The organism is Burkholderia plantarii (assembly GCF_001411805.1).
GTDB lineage: Bacteria > Pseudomonadota > Gammaproteobacteria > Burkholderiales > Burkholderiaceae > Burkholderia > Burkholderia plantarii.
Map to the genome: position 1 here is coordinate 2762696 of NZ_CP007212.1, position 12779 is coordinate 2775474.

At 61.1% G+C, this 12779-nt stretch carries 14 protein-coding genes and 3 pseudogenes; 6 read left to right on the forward strand and 11 right to left on the reverse strand.

Annotation, left to right across the window (positions count from 1 at the left end):
* Positions 1-30: 30 nt before the first annotated feature.
* From bpln_RS11720 to bpln_RS11730, 3 genes are read left to right on the forward strand one after another with little or no spacing between them, the layout of a single operon-like run.
* Positions 31-891, forward strand: a complete 861-nt coding sequence (locus bpln_RS11720) for an alpha/beta fold hydrolase (RefSeq protein WP_055138884.1) — start codon at positions 31-33, stop codon at positions 889-891.
* 32 nt (positions 892-923) lie between these two features.
* On the forward strand, positions 924-1670 hold the full coding sequence (locus bpln_RS11725) for an SDR family NAD(P)-dependent oxidoreductase (protein WP_055139518.1): 747 nt from the start codon (positions 924-926) through the stop codon (positions 1668-1670).
* A gap of 38 nt (positions 1671-1708) precedes the next feature.
* Positions 1709-2341, forward strand: coding sequence for a glutathione S-transferase family protein (locus bpln_RS11730; RefSeq protein WP_042625329.1), 633 nt, complete (start codon positions 1709-1711; stop codon positions 2339-2341).
* A 100-nt stretch (positions 2342-2441) separates the two neighbouring features.
* Here the strand turns inward: bpln_RS11730 and bpln_RS38275 are convergent.
* From bpln_RS38275 to bpln_RS11760, 7 genes and pseudogenes are all read right to left on the reverse strand, one after another.
* Positions 2442-2576, reverse strand: a pseudogene (locus bpln_RS38275) (LysR family transcriptional regulator); the annotation flags it as partial.
* Between the two features lie 55 nt (positions 2577-2631).
* Entirely contained in the window at positions 2632-3378 is a 747-nt protein-coding gene (locus tag bpln_RS11735) for an SDR family NAD(P)-dependent oxidoreductase (protein ID WP_055138885.1), read from the reverse strand.
* An 11-nt stretch (positions 3379-3389) separates the two neighbouring features.
* Complete coding sequence (locus tag bpln_RS11740) at positions 3390-3596, reverse strand: hypothetical protein (protein ID WP_055138886.1); 207 nt, start codon at positions 3594-3596, stop codon at positions 3390-3392.
* A gap of 48 nt (positions 3597-3644) precedes the next feature.
* Positions 3645-3866, reverse strand: a complete 222-nt coding sequence (locus bpln_RS11745; protein ID WP_208459452.1) for an SDR family oxidoreductase — start codon at positions 3864-3866, stop codon at positions 3645-3647.
* A gap of 16 nt (positions 3867-3882) precedes the next feature.
* Positions 3883-4413, reverse strand: a complete 531-nt coding sequence (locus tag bpln_RS11750) for a cupin domain-containing protein (RefSeq protein WP_055138888.1) — start codon at positions 4411-4413, stop codon at positions 3883-3885.
* Positions 4414-4427: 14 nt separating this feature from the next.
* Positions 4428-5174, reverse strand: a complete 747-nt coding sequence (locus bpln_RS11755) for an SDR family oxidoreductase (protein ID WP_055138889.1) — start codon at positions 5172-5174, stop codon at positions 4428-4430.
* Between the two features lie 159 nt (positions 5175-5333).
* Positions 5334-6341 carry an SDR family NAD(P)-dependent oxidoreductase gene (locus bpln_RS11760; RefSeq protein WP_055138890.1) on the reverse strand — a complete coding sequence of 336 codons (1008 nt, stop codon included), beginning with the start codon at positions 6339-6341 and terminating at the stop codon, positions 5334-5336.
* 84 nt (positions 6342-6425) lie between these two features.
* Here bpln_RS11760 and bpln_RS11765 point away from each other — a divergent pair, with 84 nt between their 5' ends.
* The gene (locus bpln_RS11765; RefSeq protein WP_055138891.1) at positions 6426-7037 is read left to right on the forward strand and encodes a TetR/AcrR family transcriptional regulator; all 612 of its coding nucleotides are present in this window, start codon (positions 6426-6428) and stop codon (positions 7035-7037) included.
* 81 nt (positions 7038-7118) lie between these two features.
* Here the strand turns inward: bpln_RS11765 and bpln_RS11770 are convergent, their stop codons facing one another.
* The 4 genes and pseudogenes from bpln_RS11770 to bpln_RS11780 all read right to left on the reverse strand — a co-directional run.
* A complete protein-coding gene (locus tag bpln_RS11770; RefSeq protein WP_055138892.1) occupies positions 7119-8486 on the reverse strand; it encodes an AbiJ-related protein in 1368 nt (455 codons plus the stop codon).
* A 10-nt stretch (positions 8487-8496) separates the two neighbouring features.
* Positions 8497-9300, reverse strand: coding sequence for a nucleotidyl transferase AbiEii/AbiGii toxin family protein (locus bpln_RS11775; RefSeq protein WP_055138893.1), 804 nt, complete (start codon positions 9298-9300; stop codon positions 8497-8499).
* A gap of 50 nt (positions 9301-9350) precedes the next feature.
* Positions 9351-9465 (reverse strand): annotated as a pseudogene (locus tag bpln_RS35485) (nucleotide-binding protein); the annotation flags it as partial.
* 255 nt (positions 9466-9720) lie between these two features.
* Positions 9721-10217: pseudogene (locus bpln_RS11780) on the reverse strand (tyrosine-type recombinase/integrase); the annotation flags it as partial.
* 903 nt (positions 10218-11120) lie between these two features.
* Here bpln_RS11780 and bpln_RS11785 point away from each other — a divergent pair.
* Together bpln_RS11785 and bpln_RS11790 are read left to right on the forward strand one after the other, a co-directional pair.
* Positions 11121-11717 carry a DUF6088 family protein gene (locus bpln_RS11785; RefSeq protein ID WP_027807006.1) on the forward strand — a complete coding sequence of 199 codons (597 nt, stop codon included), beginning with the start codon at positions 11121-11123 and terminating at the stop codon, positions 11715-11717.
* Positions 11710-12732 carry a nucleotidyl transferase AbiEii/AbiGii toxin family protein gene (locus bpln_RS11790; protein WP_027807005.1) on the forward strand — a complete coding sequence of 341 codons (1023 nt, stop codon included), beginning with the start codon at positions 11710-11712 and terminating at the stop codon, positions 12730-12732. The genes bpln_RS11785 and bpln_RS11790 overlap by 8 nt, the downstream gene beginning before the upstream one ends.
* Positions 12733-12779: the final 47 nt, after the last annotated feature.

The following is a 12779-nucleotide window of genomic DNA, read 5'->3' on the forward strand; positions in this document are numbered from 1 at the left end:
CGGCGCTGCTTTTCCATCGGGAACATCACCATGAACACCTTGACTCACCATACTGCCCCGACCCAGTTGGTCGAAGCTGACGGCATCCGTTTCGCCTATCGCCGGTTTGGCAAGTCGGGCGGCGTGCCGATCGTTTTCAACCAGCACTACGCCGGAACGATGGACTACTGGGATCCAGCCGTGACCGACGGCCTCGCTCAGACGCGCGAGGTGATCCTGTTTAACAACGCCGGCGTGTCCAGTTCGTCCGGCGAGACACCGGCCAGCTTCCCGGAAATGGGCGCCAACGCGATTGCCTTCATCCGCGCGCTCGGCCTCCACCAGGTCGATGTGCTGGGCATCTCGATCGGCGGCTTTGTTGCACAGGAGATTGCACTTCAGGGCGGGGATCTCGTGCGCAAGCTCATCCTCGTCGGCACCGGCCATCGCGGCAACGACATGACGGCCAGCCGCTCGGCCGAGATCTTCGCGGACCGGTACGAGCCGCCCGAACATCTCTGGCTGTCGGTGCACTTCGCGCCGTCCGAGGCCAGTCAGAAAGCCGGCATCGCCTTCCTTGAACGCAAGTGGCGTCGCAAGGATCGCGACCCGGAAGTGAGCGCACAGACCCTGGCCGCACAGGGCGCTGCCATCGGCAAATGGATTGCGCCTGACCAGGACGCGCTGGTCTATCTGAAGTCGATTCGGCAGCCCACGCTGATCGTCCAGGGTAGCAACGACGTGATCATCCCGACGACGCACTCCGTCACGCTGCAGCAGCACCTGCCGAACGCGGAGCTGGTGATCTATCCGGACTCCAACCACGGCTCGATTTATCAGTACCCGGAGCGCTTCGTCGCGCACGCCACCCAGTTCCTGAACGAAAGCCCTGCCGACACGGCCAGCGCTTGAGCGACCTCGCAACCTCTTTGGAGATGGACGTCATGAACGCACTCACAGGCAAGACTGCGCTCGTCACCGGTGCTTCGCGCGGTATCGGCCGGGCCACCGCCCTAACGCTGGCCGCGGCCGGGGCGCAAGTCCTGGTTCACTACGGCAGCAGCGAAAAGGAGGCAACCGCCGTGGTCGACGAGATCCGCCGCGCCGGCGGCAAAGCCGAGACGGTCGCAGCCGACCTGCGCACGCCGGACGGCCCGCACCGGCTCGCCGAACGCGTTCGCACCATCATCGGCGGACGGCTCGATGTTCTGGTGGCCAATGCCGGCATCGCCAAGGCCGCGTCGATCGAGGACACAACCGTCGAGGATTTTGACGCGCTCTTCGCGGTCAACGTGCGTGCACCGTTCTTCCTCGTGCAGCAACTACTGCCTGCACTGTGCAAGGGCAGCAGTATCGTCCTGCTGTCCTCGCTGGCGGCGCACGCCTCGGTCGGCACGCTCTCTGCATACTCGGCCACCAAGGGTGCGGTCGATACGCTGGTAAAGCACTGGGCCGCGGCGCTCGGCCCGCGTGGCATCCGCGTCAACGCGGTGGCGCCCGGTGTGGTGGAGACCGAGATGTCGAGCTTCACCAAGACGGACGCCGGCCGCGAGGCGACCCTCGGCATGCAGGCCCTGCAACGCCTGGCCCAGCCCGAAGACATCGCCAGTGCCGTCACGTTCCTGGCCTCGGACCACGCACGCTGGATCACCGGCGACACGCTGCGCGTGGATGGCGGCTCCAAGCTCTGACCCGCCCTCACCCATTCAATCCTCCTAAGGAAATTCAAATGAAGCTCTATCACTCCAGCTCGTCACCCAATTCGCGCCGCGTGCGCATCCTGCTCGCCGAAAAGGGCCTCGCTCTGAACCTGGTCCCCGTCGACCTGGGCAAGGGCGAACAACATGGCGAAGCCTACCGTGCCATCAATCCGCGCCGCGTCGTACCCACGCTGGTGCTGGACGACGGAACGGCCATCGGCGAAGTGCCCGTCATCAGCCGCTACCTCGATGATTTGTACTCGACGCCCTCGCTCTTTGGCACCACGCCGGCGGAGCGGGCCGTGGTCTCGATGTGGGACCGTCGCATCGAACAGGAGGGTTTCGCCTCCGTGATGGAAGCGATCCGTAATAAGGCGCCCGGCCTGAAGGGCCGAGCGATCGCGGGACCGCACGACTACGAGCAGATCCCTGCCCTGATCGAGCGCAGCACGCGGCGCGTGAAGAATCTGTTCGCGGACATGAACGCGCGGCTGACCGAGTTTCCCTTCGCCGCTGGTGAAAACTTCTCGGTGGCGGACATCACGCTGCTCGTCACGGTGGACTTCGCCGCCAAGGCGATCGACTTGTCGATCCCGGAGGAACTCGGAGCCCTTCGCCGCTGGTACGACACCGTCTCGCATCGTGGCAGCGCAGCCGTTTGAACACAACCCGTTTCGCGTATCCCGAAGCGTTACAGTGGAAGCGCCTAGCCGAAGCGGGCGCCGGCTGGCTGTCACGATGGCGCGAGACAGTAGGCGACTACTCGATATGCAATCGCTCGGCGGCCCGCGCAAAGTGAAGCTCCCCTGCGACCGCTAGGAAACATCGAAGATGACGTATATCCTCAAGCGAATACCAAGGCCACTGGGGCGCCTCGTCAGTTGATCGTTTTAATATCGGTATCGCGCGCTCCGGGCATGCTCAACGCACATCCGCCCAAAGTCCTTTTCTCTCAAACAGCCGTCAGGCCGCCGTCGACCGGAAGGTCTATACCGGCGACGTAACTGCTTTGGTCCGAGGCGAGGAATAGAGCTGCGGCAGCGATCTCCTCGGGTCGCGCCAAGCGTGCCAGAGGCGTCATCGCAGTGATTTGGTTTCTCGCTTCGGCCGCGCCTTCTTTGGATGGGAACTGGTTGTCGAACATCGGCGTGTCGACCGCGCCAGGGCTCAACACGTTTGTCCTGATCCCCCGTTCCTTGAATTCGCTGGTCCACGTCCGAACCAACGACCGAAGCGCTGCCTTGGTGGCGCTGTAGGTGCTGCGGCCCGGAAGCCCTTTGTTCTTCCCTGCGGACGCCACGAGAATGATGGAAGCACCATCATTCAGGTAAGGCAGTGCCTTTTGAACAGTGAAATAAGTGCCGCGGGCGTTCGTGTCGAACGTCTTGTCGAAATGCTCGGGTGTCACCGTGGCAGTCATCATCTTTTCGACGAAGGCCGCGCCCGCGAAAATCACATCGATCTTGCCCTTCTTAGCAACGGCCTCGTAGAAACGGCCGAGGTCATCGAGCTTTGAGATGTCGGTCTTTACGCCGGTGACGTTCTTGCCGATCTCCGCTACGGCCCTGTCAAGCTCGGCCTGACGGCGGCCGGCGATAAATACATAGGCGCCCTCTTCGGCAAACCTCTTGGCGGTCGCGAGGCCGATGCCGCTGCTGCCCCCCGTGACGACGGCGATCTTGTTTTTCAATAAGGACATTTGTTACCTCTTCACTTGTGCGTATCAACTGCCGCCGGGTCCCGGCTTTGGCGCAATTCCTCCTTCAGTCGCCCCACCTCCTGTTCCAAGCGCTCGATGCGATCGAGCGTGTAGTCGAAGCCGGTGGATTCCATGGCTTGCAGGAGGGCCCAGGCAGTCGCGAGGGCACGGCGAAATTTCCCCTGCTCTGGGATCGAATGGTTCGCTGTATGTGTCATCAGTGCCTCCTCAGAAATAATAATCGGCGCTGCGCTGAATCCTTCGAGCTAAACGGCAGTCAGGCGGCCATCGACGAGAGGGTCGATGGCGGCGACGTAGCTGCTGAGGTCCGAAGCGAGGAACAAAGCCGCACAGGCGACTTCATCGGCATACGCCAGGCGTCCCAAGGGCGTCATCGCTGTGATTTGCTTTGTGGCTTCGGCCGTGCCTTCTCCGAAAGGGAACAGCTCTCCGAACATGGGCGTATCGACCGCGCCAGGGTTCAGCACGTTGATTCCTTGTGGCTCAGGCCTCCTTCCTCTCGGCTCCGAAGACGAACATGAGGATTACGCAAGGGTCGTCCGAGCGGTTGTGGAATTCGTGAAAGGCGCCGTTCTGCACGAAGAAGTCGCCCTCTTTGGCAGTGGTCGTGTGCACTTGACCGTCTTCTCCCGGATAGGCGATATCCACTTCGCCCTTTAGCACCACCGCCAGGTCGATGGTATCGGTCCGGTGCATTGAGCCACCGTGCTCGCCTTGGGTCATGCCTCCCCCGGTGCCGAAGTCGATTTTGGCCATCAAGGCACCGAGATCGGTCGCGCCCGCTTTCTCGGGGGGAACGATTTGGAGATCGACTCGAACGGAGTCCTTTGGCCCAAAAATCCCAAGCCGCTTGTATTCACCGAGAACTTGATCAGGCGTAAGCGGCAGTTGGGGAATCTTGTCGAATCCCCAAATATTGGTGACTCTATCGGCGGTATCGGTATCGAGAACATCGCTCACTTGCATGACGACGCCAGCTTTGCTCTCGGCACTTACGATTCTTCTCATCTTCATTTAAACCGGACTCCTCAGATTTGCGACCAGCCGCCATCGACCGGAATCTCAAGGCCGGTCGTGAAGGTCGCGTCGAACGCGAGGAAGAGGACGGCCTTCGCGATCTCCTCCGAGGTCCCGAAGCGCTTCATCGGGATCATGCCGATCGTCTTCTCTCTGACTTGGGCGGCCGCATTCTTATCGGGAAACACTTTGTCGAGGATCGGCGTGTCGATGGGGCCAGGCGACACTGCGTTCACGCGGATTTCCCGCGGAAGCAGCTCGGTGGCGAGCACTCGGGCGAACGACCGCAGCGCAGCCTTGGCGCCCCCGTATGTGGCTTGGCCCGGCAGTCCCTTGACGTTGGCGACGGATGTCGTTAGGACAACTGAGCCTCCACGATTGATCAACGGGGCGAGCTTCTGGACCGCGAAAAACGGTCCCTTGGCGTTGAGGTTGAACATTTCGTCGTAGATGGCCTCCGTCACGCTATCGAGAGGCGTTGGAATACTGAAACCCGCGTTGACGAAAAGCAGGTCGAAGGTGCCGAATTCGCCCTTCACCCGAGTAGCGAGAGCGTCGATGTCAGTCAACGAACGCGCGTCGCTCGAAACCACGATGGCACTGCCGCCAAGTTCTTGCTCCGCCGATTCCAAGCCAGCCTGGGAGCGACCCGTCACGAGAACGCGCGCCCCTTCTTCAAGCAGCATCTTCGCCGTTGCGAGCCCCATGCCGCTGGTGCCACCGATGATCACTGCCCGTTTTCCGTCATACTTTTTCATGCTTTCTCCTTCGCGACGCTAAGTTGCCCGGTTAATATTGAACTATTTTGTTATAAAATAAGGTGCGGAGCGCAGTAGACTTAGCTTTGAACGATTCATTTCAAATGCCGCAGGAACTCGTGGACAATCCCGCAGCCCGACAATCACCTGCCGAACGAATCACGCGACAATTTCACCGCGATCGGGGCTCCTTCCGGACACTTCCCTCAACCAATCTGGATGAGGCAAGTCGATGCCGGAAACATTGACGACGGCCTGCCAAGCAGCTTCCTGGTTGGCGCCATCGTGGAGGTGTGGCTGGCGCTGCACCTCCATTGGGCCGGAGAACTTCCCTTGAGCCGACGCGTAGAATTGCCCTGAGGCGTCGGTTCCAAACTCCGACGCCTGGAGGTAGCGACGGGCCGCGGTCTCCGGCGTCTGATTCATGCCGGGGATGAGGTTCACGATCGGAATCATCAGATACTTCAACAACGGTCCGGCGTTTCGCGCTACCTTGGTGGCATTCGACGCACCGGGCGAGACAGCGTACACGGCCATGCCGGAGGGAAGCCGGCGCGCCAGCGCCGCGACCCACCAAGCGACAATGAGCTTCGCATCGGCATACGCATTGTTCGGCGAGTACTTCACGTGCGGCGCGTTGCGAATCAGGGCCTCGACAGCGGTGGTTTGGTCACCCCCGAAGTATTTGTCCGCGAAGGCGGCCGCGTCGGTGTACTTGAACATGGGCACGCCGCCCCGAGCGGGCTCTGCGCTGGCGATAACGATCCGCGCATTGGCGCTCAGCAGCTTCGCGCGGAGCAACCCGATAGTCAGTTGATGATGGCCGATCAGCGGGGCCTGAGAAGCCTCGATGCCCGCCTCAGTGATCACCCGCGCCTTGCCAGGAACCATCCCCGCATTGAGCAGCAGGAAATCGAGCGGCCGACCTCGCTTGACAAGCTCGGCGAGCGCGGACTGAACGCTGCGCGGCTTGTCCAGGTCCAGCTCCAAGGGCGTGAAGACCTTTCGTTTGGTCTCCGCCGCGAGTTGTTCGGCGGTTTCCTGGACCTGAGCCAGGCTGCGCCCAGTGATGATGACCTCGCACCAGCCCCCTTCGGCAAGAAGGCGGGCCGCCGCCTGACCGAGCCCGGAGGTCGCACCGGTAACGAGGGCGATCGAATGTTCCATGCGTACTTTCCTTCTGCCTTGAATTTAGAACTGTTTGGTATAATAATGACCGCAGCAAATTACTGTCAATGATTTTTGAACTATATGATTCAAAATAACGCTAAGCCACGCGGACGGCCGCGCAGCTTCGACGAGAAGGGGGCGCTGGAAAAAGCGATTCAGGTGTTCTGGTCGAAGGGTTACGACGGTGTGACGATCGATGACCTCGTCGCCGGGATGGGCGTGGGTCGGCCTAGCCTGTATGCCGTCTTCGGGGACAAGCGGGCAATATTCTTGCGTGCGCTCAGGGCGTATGCGGAGGCGAAAGGCGCTCGCGCTGCGAAGGCGCTCTTCTCGCCGCGGACTCTTCGCGACTCGCTGGCCAGCTTCCTGAGACACGCCGTGGAAGCTGCGACCGAGGAAGGATCGGCGCCAGGATGTCTACTCGTGTGCGTCGCGCCTCTCGTGGACGACGCTGAGGTCAGGCAGTTCCTGAAGGACGCCGCATCTGCCGGCGTGGCGCTCGTGGAACGCCGTTTCTGCGACGGGATCAGCGCGGGAGAAATCCCATCCGACTTTCCCGTCTCTGTGCGGGCGAGCCAGACCGTCGACCTTGCCCGAGGTCTGACGATGCGTGCGCAGTTGGGCGCGCTTCGCAAAACGCTTATGAATGATGCAGAGGAAGCGGCGGATTTACTCGTCCTGCCACGGCGTTGAAATGTGACGCCAGGAGGTTGATGCTCAAGGCATTCAGGCTGCTCTCCAAGGAATTGCCTGTGTTAGCACGAGGTCGTGTTGTCAGTTCGTCGGAACACCGTAGCGCTTGAACAGCGCGTCAAAGAAGGCCTTCACATCCGCCTTGACTGTAGGTGCCTGCAGTTCCGCTACCCCAAAACGAAAGACTTCATATCCCGCAAGCTTGAGTTCGCGGTCGCCTTTGGCCATCTGCGCATAGCGTTGCACGTCGGCGCACCCGGCGCCGTCCGCGTAGTGGTGCTTCCCGTCCACTTCGATGACGACCCGCACGCCCTGTGGTAGCAGCAACAGGAAGTCCATGCGAAAGCGCAGCAGCGCGTCCGGTCCCCGCTCCTTGACCGTGCGTGGGTCCCAGTGAAGCCATACTTCGGGCAGCAGTGCGGGCAGGTTCGGCACGGCACCGCGGAATCCCTCGAAGAAGGCATCGAACAACAAGGACTGCGGCGGGGAATTGCGGGGCAAGCTGGCCCTGAGACGTGCGTACAGCGAGCGCTTGGCCTGCGTGGCATCGGCAATCCGCTCTGTATCGCCCCACCACTGCTGCAGGTCATTCCAGCGCAGTCCGTCGTTGCCGATGGGACGGTCATAGACAAGCACCTTATCGGCATTGGTGACGATCTCGACGTCGTTGTTCAGCGCGTCGCGGAAACGTAGGTCAGGCTTGTCGGGTGAGGCGAAGATGAGATTCTTCGGCCGACCCTTGACCGCCGCGTACAACGAGACCATCGAGAAGACCGGGTAACCTCCCTCCGAATCCGTCTCGCGCAGTTCGACACCGCAATTGCGCAGAGACTCGTTGACGCAAGCAACGAAGTGGCGTTGCGCTGCCTCGTCGGGTCGCACGTCGGCCGAAGCCAGCCCCTCTAGAAACAGCGCAAAACGCCGATCGGAAGCGTCATAGGCACCCAACTGGTCGAACAGCGTTTCAGCCGGCCAGTCCTCCGGATTCCGATGGACGTGCTGCTGAATGTCCGCGCGCAACCCGCTGGGCTTGCCGCCCAGCAAATTAAGCCAATCATCGGCATCCAAGATCCACAACCGCTCCAGAATGTCGTCGAACCTTCGAGCATCCCCATACAGCTCTTCGCTGTTGAGTCTTCGAGCGACCTCGCGCCGATACCGCTTCGGGATCGGCGGACACCCGCTGTCACTCCAGAGAATGTCCTGAATCTGGTTGCGCGTCGTGGCATTGGGGGGATGGCGAACCAACAGCTTGCGTGCAACCGCAGGCAGGTCAGCGTCGGCGGTAGCCTCGAAGCTGGCGGTCATGCGGTCACGCTTGGACCCGTCAGTGGCGGGCATGGGCAACCCCAATTCCTCGCAAAACGTCGGCAGCATGGTATGCGTGCCGGCGTCCTTTAACGCCATGATGAGCGGAGCCAACAGCGAGCGAAGTCGCGCGTAGTCCATTGGGTACGATTCAAGCTCGCAGCGTCATGGCGCGCAGCAGCGCGTCGATCTGACCGAAGGCATCCTGCTGCCACTGCTCGGGCGTACGCTCCCCCAGCGCATGCGTGTCTTCGACGAAGCGCCTCACACAGGTCGGCCCGTATCCCTCGAAGGTGTCGAACTTCTCGGCGATGTAGCGGAACCCACGTTCACCGCTTGGATGCACCAGAAGCTGCTGACATTCCTGCGCCAACGCGTCGATCCCCTCGGGGTAGTTACGCACGCAGTAGTAGATGTCGTAGGCATCCTTCTGCTTGTAACGGCCCGCCAGTGCGTGGCCCTTCATCGCCAGCAGAGCCGGGATGGAACATACCGCGATCTCCACACGGTTTGTCCCTCCGTCTGGCATCGCCCCTGTCACCGCCACGAGTTGATAGAAGCGCATCGCCAGATCGGCGCCATCCGCCCGCTGCACGGCAAAGTCGCTGATCAGTGGCGGATCGTTCTTGACGATCTCGGCGTCGCGGGGCATCAAGAAATCGACCACGACATCGATTGCCTCCCCGCCATCTCGCGCGGGAACCTGGCGAACCAGTTGGAAACGCCGAAGCCCCTCGCGCTGGGCATATCCATGGCCTTGAAGCGCACCGATCAAGGTGGCGTACTCGCCATCGCCGAGTGCTTCTGCGTCCAGCCCGACGTCCACGTCGAGCGTCACGACGTGGGGCATGTCCTCGCTGGCCAGCAGCAGCCAGGGAACCGCGCCGCCGACGATGGCGAACTTACCTTTGAAGCTGCCGAGGATCTGCCCTATTTCGATCAGCACGGACTTCACGGCCGCAGTCGTGCGGTCGTCGTACTCGGCCGCCGACTGCGGTTCCTGTGCGGGTCAGCATCGAGCAGTATGACGTGCGAGCCACGCATCGCCAGTTCGCCGGCGATGTGGGTAGCGAGCGTGGTCTTGCCGACGCCACTTTTCTGATTGCAGCGCGACGATCATGGCGCGCCCCCCCTCCGGAAACACCGGCTTCGCCCTGTCGTTTCGGGGTTGTCCACCGAAACGGAGCGCACTTACTACCAGTTAGAGCTTTTATGTTAGATAAGTTAGAGGGCGCCGAAACCCGCGTCGTTATTAGCTTTGCGGAGATTTCGCACGCCTGATAGCACGATGGGGACACGCCTGATAGCACGACACCCAGCTCGCCTGATAGCACGAGGCCATCCACACCTTGTCCCCGAGTTATCCCCGTGTCCACCTTTCCCCATGAGCGATAGCGTGCACATAGACCTGCTTCACGATGTCCCGAATCTGCACCGCCGTAGCCGGTGCCCCGCGCTCCTTTACCTTGTTACACAAAATCCGCAGGTCTTCAGGCTGGATTTCGGTCAGCAGGCGATTGCGGAAAACCGGCAAGATGTCCCGGTCAATGATGTGCTTGCGTGCAGCGCGGGTGCTGTCGGCCCATCGGGCATGAGCCCAAAATGTGTCCATCGCCGCGCCGAAGGTCTTGATGTCGGTCACGCGGCGTTTCTCGCGCTGCTTTTCAAGCGCGGGCGAGATGCCTTTGAGAACGGCTTTGCGTGCGTCCAGGAGTAGTTCACGCGCCATCGCCAGCGAAATACCGTCAGGGCCATAGCGCCCGATGTCAGCGTTTCGCGGCGACCATTGAGACGGTAATCGTAGCGGAAGGTAACGGTACCGCTGGTCGATACCGTCGCGTACATCCCGTCCCGGTCAGAAGCCTTATCGATCTAGGACTTAGGCTTGAGATTGCGTAGCGCGGCGTCGGTGAGCATCGAGGTTTCCTCCGGTATATTGACGGCTTTACCGTCAGGTTTTACCGTCAGGGATCAGGAGACCTGTTGATGCCCGGAAAGCCGCGTAAAACGAGCTTTCCCGAGAAGACTTTTACCGTCAAAGACGGTAAAAGTCTGGATAGTGAACGAGAATGTCTTGATCTGGCCTCGATTTATACCGTCAACTCTACCGCCAACTTGTTTTGATGGCCGGCGATAGCCACCGATAGATGCCGCGACGTATTTTCTTGAAAATCAATACGTTATGACGGTTTTTCGATAGCTGACGATAGTCCTCGAAGGACGTCAATTCACTCCCACTCGATCATCAACGGATCTCCCAAACCCGCATGGTTAAAGGGTTTGGCTGTGATCGAAAAAAGCCTTTACCGTCGCTTTTACCGTCAGAAATGCGAACCCTTTTCTGGCGCGGGTTTGCGGGATAACTGCTTATCATCAATCAGCACCCATCATACATAACTTGAGACTGCACTTCAGCTCCCTCAAGTCGATGCACTCCGACATGCTCCACGATGGGCAGCCTTACTGGTTGCTCGGTCGGATAGCCATTTTTACTGCGCAGCGAATCATGGCCATTGCGGCGAACCGTCTGTCACAAAGCGCCTTTGATTTGGAATTGTTTCTCCAGTCGTAGCCAGACCACGACAGCGACAACTTTGCCAAAGAACGCTTGAGACGGTCCCCTCAACGCGTCAAGCACTGGGGCAGGAAGCACACCTGTTGCCCTCCCTGTTTTTTCCTCGACCGCCCGCCGAATACGCGGACATACAGGTAGGAGTGTGCTGCTGCCAAGATGTCAGAAACTGGTGTATCATTTCTCTGTCCGAGAGGTGCCCCATGAACACACTGCCCGAAACCATCCTGCAACACGCCCGCTCGCTTCCCGAGGGGGGAGTTCTGTCGCCCAAGGAGTTTCTGCACTTGGGAAGCCGGTCGGCGGTGGATCAGGCGTTCTCTCGACTGGCCCAGGCCGGCAAGCTGCTGCGCGTGGCGCGGGGCGCCTACTCTGCCCCAGTTCCCAGCCGGTTCGGCTCGCGCGCCCCCGCGCCCGAGAAGGTCGTCCAGGCACTGGCCGAGCAAAGCGGTGAAATCGTCGTGCCGCACGGTGCCAGCGCGGCCAATGCCTTGGGCCTGACGCAGCAAGTACCCATCCGCGAGGTCTATCTGACATCCGGCCGCACCCGCAAGCTCAAGCTCGGCCGTTCCGAAGTGCTGGTAAAGCACGCGCCGCGCTGGATGCTGGCGCTGGGCGCGCGGCCGGCCGGCGCAGCCGTGCGCGCGCTGGCTTGGATCGGCCCGACGCATGCCGGCCCCTCGCTGGCCTCGCTACGCCGCACCCTGCCCCGCGCCGAATGGCAAGCACTGGCTGCGGTACGTGCGACACTGCCCGGTTGGATGGCACAAGCCATCGGCGAGGAAGCCGCGCGTGGCTGAATATTTCTTCAACCTGAGCAAAGAAGATCAACGCGAAGCGCTGGAATACGGGCGAGCCGAAACCGGTCGCCCCGCCCACCTGCTCGAAAAGGACGTGTGGGTGGTATGGACGCTGCGCACCCTGTTCGAGTCGCCGCTCGCGGCCGATCTGACCTTCAAGGGCGGCACGTCGCTGTCCAAGGTTTACAAGGTCATCGACCGCTTCTCCGAAGACATCGATCTGACCTACGACATCCGCAAGCTGATCCCGGACTTGATCGGCGCAGGCGGCGACCTGCCGGCCAGCCGCAGCCAGGCCAGCAAATGGACACAAGCCGTGCGACACCGGCTGCCCGACTGGATCACGCAAAACGTGCAGCCGGTGCTACAAGCAGCCTTGACGTGCGAGAGTCTGGATGCTCGGCTTGAACTCTGCGGGCAGGAGAACGACAAACTGCTTCTCCACTACCCTGCCCTGAAGCAAGGAACTGGTTACGTGGCGCCCGTCGTCACACTGGAGTTCGGGGCGCGCGCCACCGGCGAGCCGCATCAGGTATTCCAGGTGACTTGCGACATCGCCGAACACTTGCCTGAGGTGTCGTTCCCCACTGCCTCGCCGCTGGTCATGAGCGTCGCGCGTACCTTTTGGGAGAAGGCCACCGCTGCGCACGTGTTCTGCGCCCAAGGCCGCATCCGCAGCGAACGCTACGCGCGCCATTGGCATGACTTGGCTGCGATAGCCCGAAGCCCGCATTTCACGGCCGTCATGGCCGATCGCACGGTGGCAACCACCGTCGCCCACCACAAGTCCTATTTCTTCATCGAGAAAGACACCGACGGCCAAGTGGTCGACTACCTGCCTGCGACCACAGGGCATCTGAAAATCGTCCCCGAAGGCGAAGCCAAGACGGCGCTTGCCAAGGACTACGCCGCAATGCTGGCGGACGAAGTGATGGTAGGCAATGCCATATCCTTCGACGAGCTGTTGGAAGCATGTGCCGATCTTGAAACCAAGGTAAACAAGGCTGCCGTGTAGCGACAACGATAAAACAAAGGTTATTGGGGGGAGCCATGCGTGTTTCA

Excerpts from the sequence above, each read along its gene's own strand:
- bpln_RS11720 (WP_055138884.1), top strand. The coding sequence starts at position 31 with ATGAACACCTTGACTCACCATACTGCCCCGACCCAGTTGGTCGAAGCT.
- bpln_RS11725 (WP_055139518.1), top strand. The coding sequence starts at position 924 with ATGAACGCACTCACAGGCAAGACTGCGCTCGTCACCGGTGCTTCGCGC.
- bpln_RS11730 (WP_042625329.1), top strand. The coding sequence starts at position 1,709 with ATGAAGCTCTATCACTCCAGCTCGTCACCCAATTCGCGCCGCGTGCGC.
- bpln_RS11735 (WP_055138885.1), bottom strand. The coding sequence starts at position 3,378 with ATGTCCTTATTGAAAAACAAGATCGCCGTCGTCACGGGGGGCAGCAGC.
- bpln_RS11740 (WP_055138886.1), bottom strand. The coding sequence starts at position 3,596 with ATGACACATACAGCGAACCATTCGATCCCAGAGCAGGGGAAATTTCGC.
- bpln_RS11750 (WP_055138888.1), bottom strand. The coding sequence starts at position 4,413 with ATGAAGATGAGAAGAATCGTAAGTGCCGAGAGCAAAGCTGGCGTCGTC.
- bpln_RS11755 (WP_055138889.1), bottom strand. The coding sequence starts at position 5,174 with ATGAAAAAGTATGACGGAAAACGGGCAGTGATCATCGGTGGCACCAGC.
- bpln_RS11760 (WP_055138890.1), bottom strand. The coding sequence starts at position 6,341 with ATGGAACATTCGATCGCCCTCGTTACCGGTGCGACCTCCGGGCTCGGT.
- bpln_RS11765 (WP_055138891.1), top strand. The coding sequence starts at position 6,426 with ATGATTCAAAATAACGCTAAGCCACGCGGACGGCCGCGCAGCTTCGAC.
- bpln_RS11770 (WP_055138892.1), bottom strand. The coding sequence starts at position 8,486 with ATGGACTACGCGCGACTTCGCTCGCTGTTGGCTCCGCTCATCATGGCG.
- bpln_RS11785 (WP_027807006.1), top strand. The coding sequence starts at position 11,121 with ATGAACACACTGCCCGAAACCATCCTGCAACACGCCCGCTCGCTTCCC.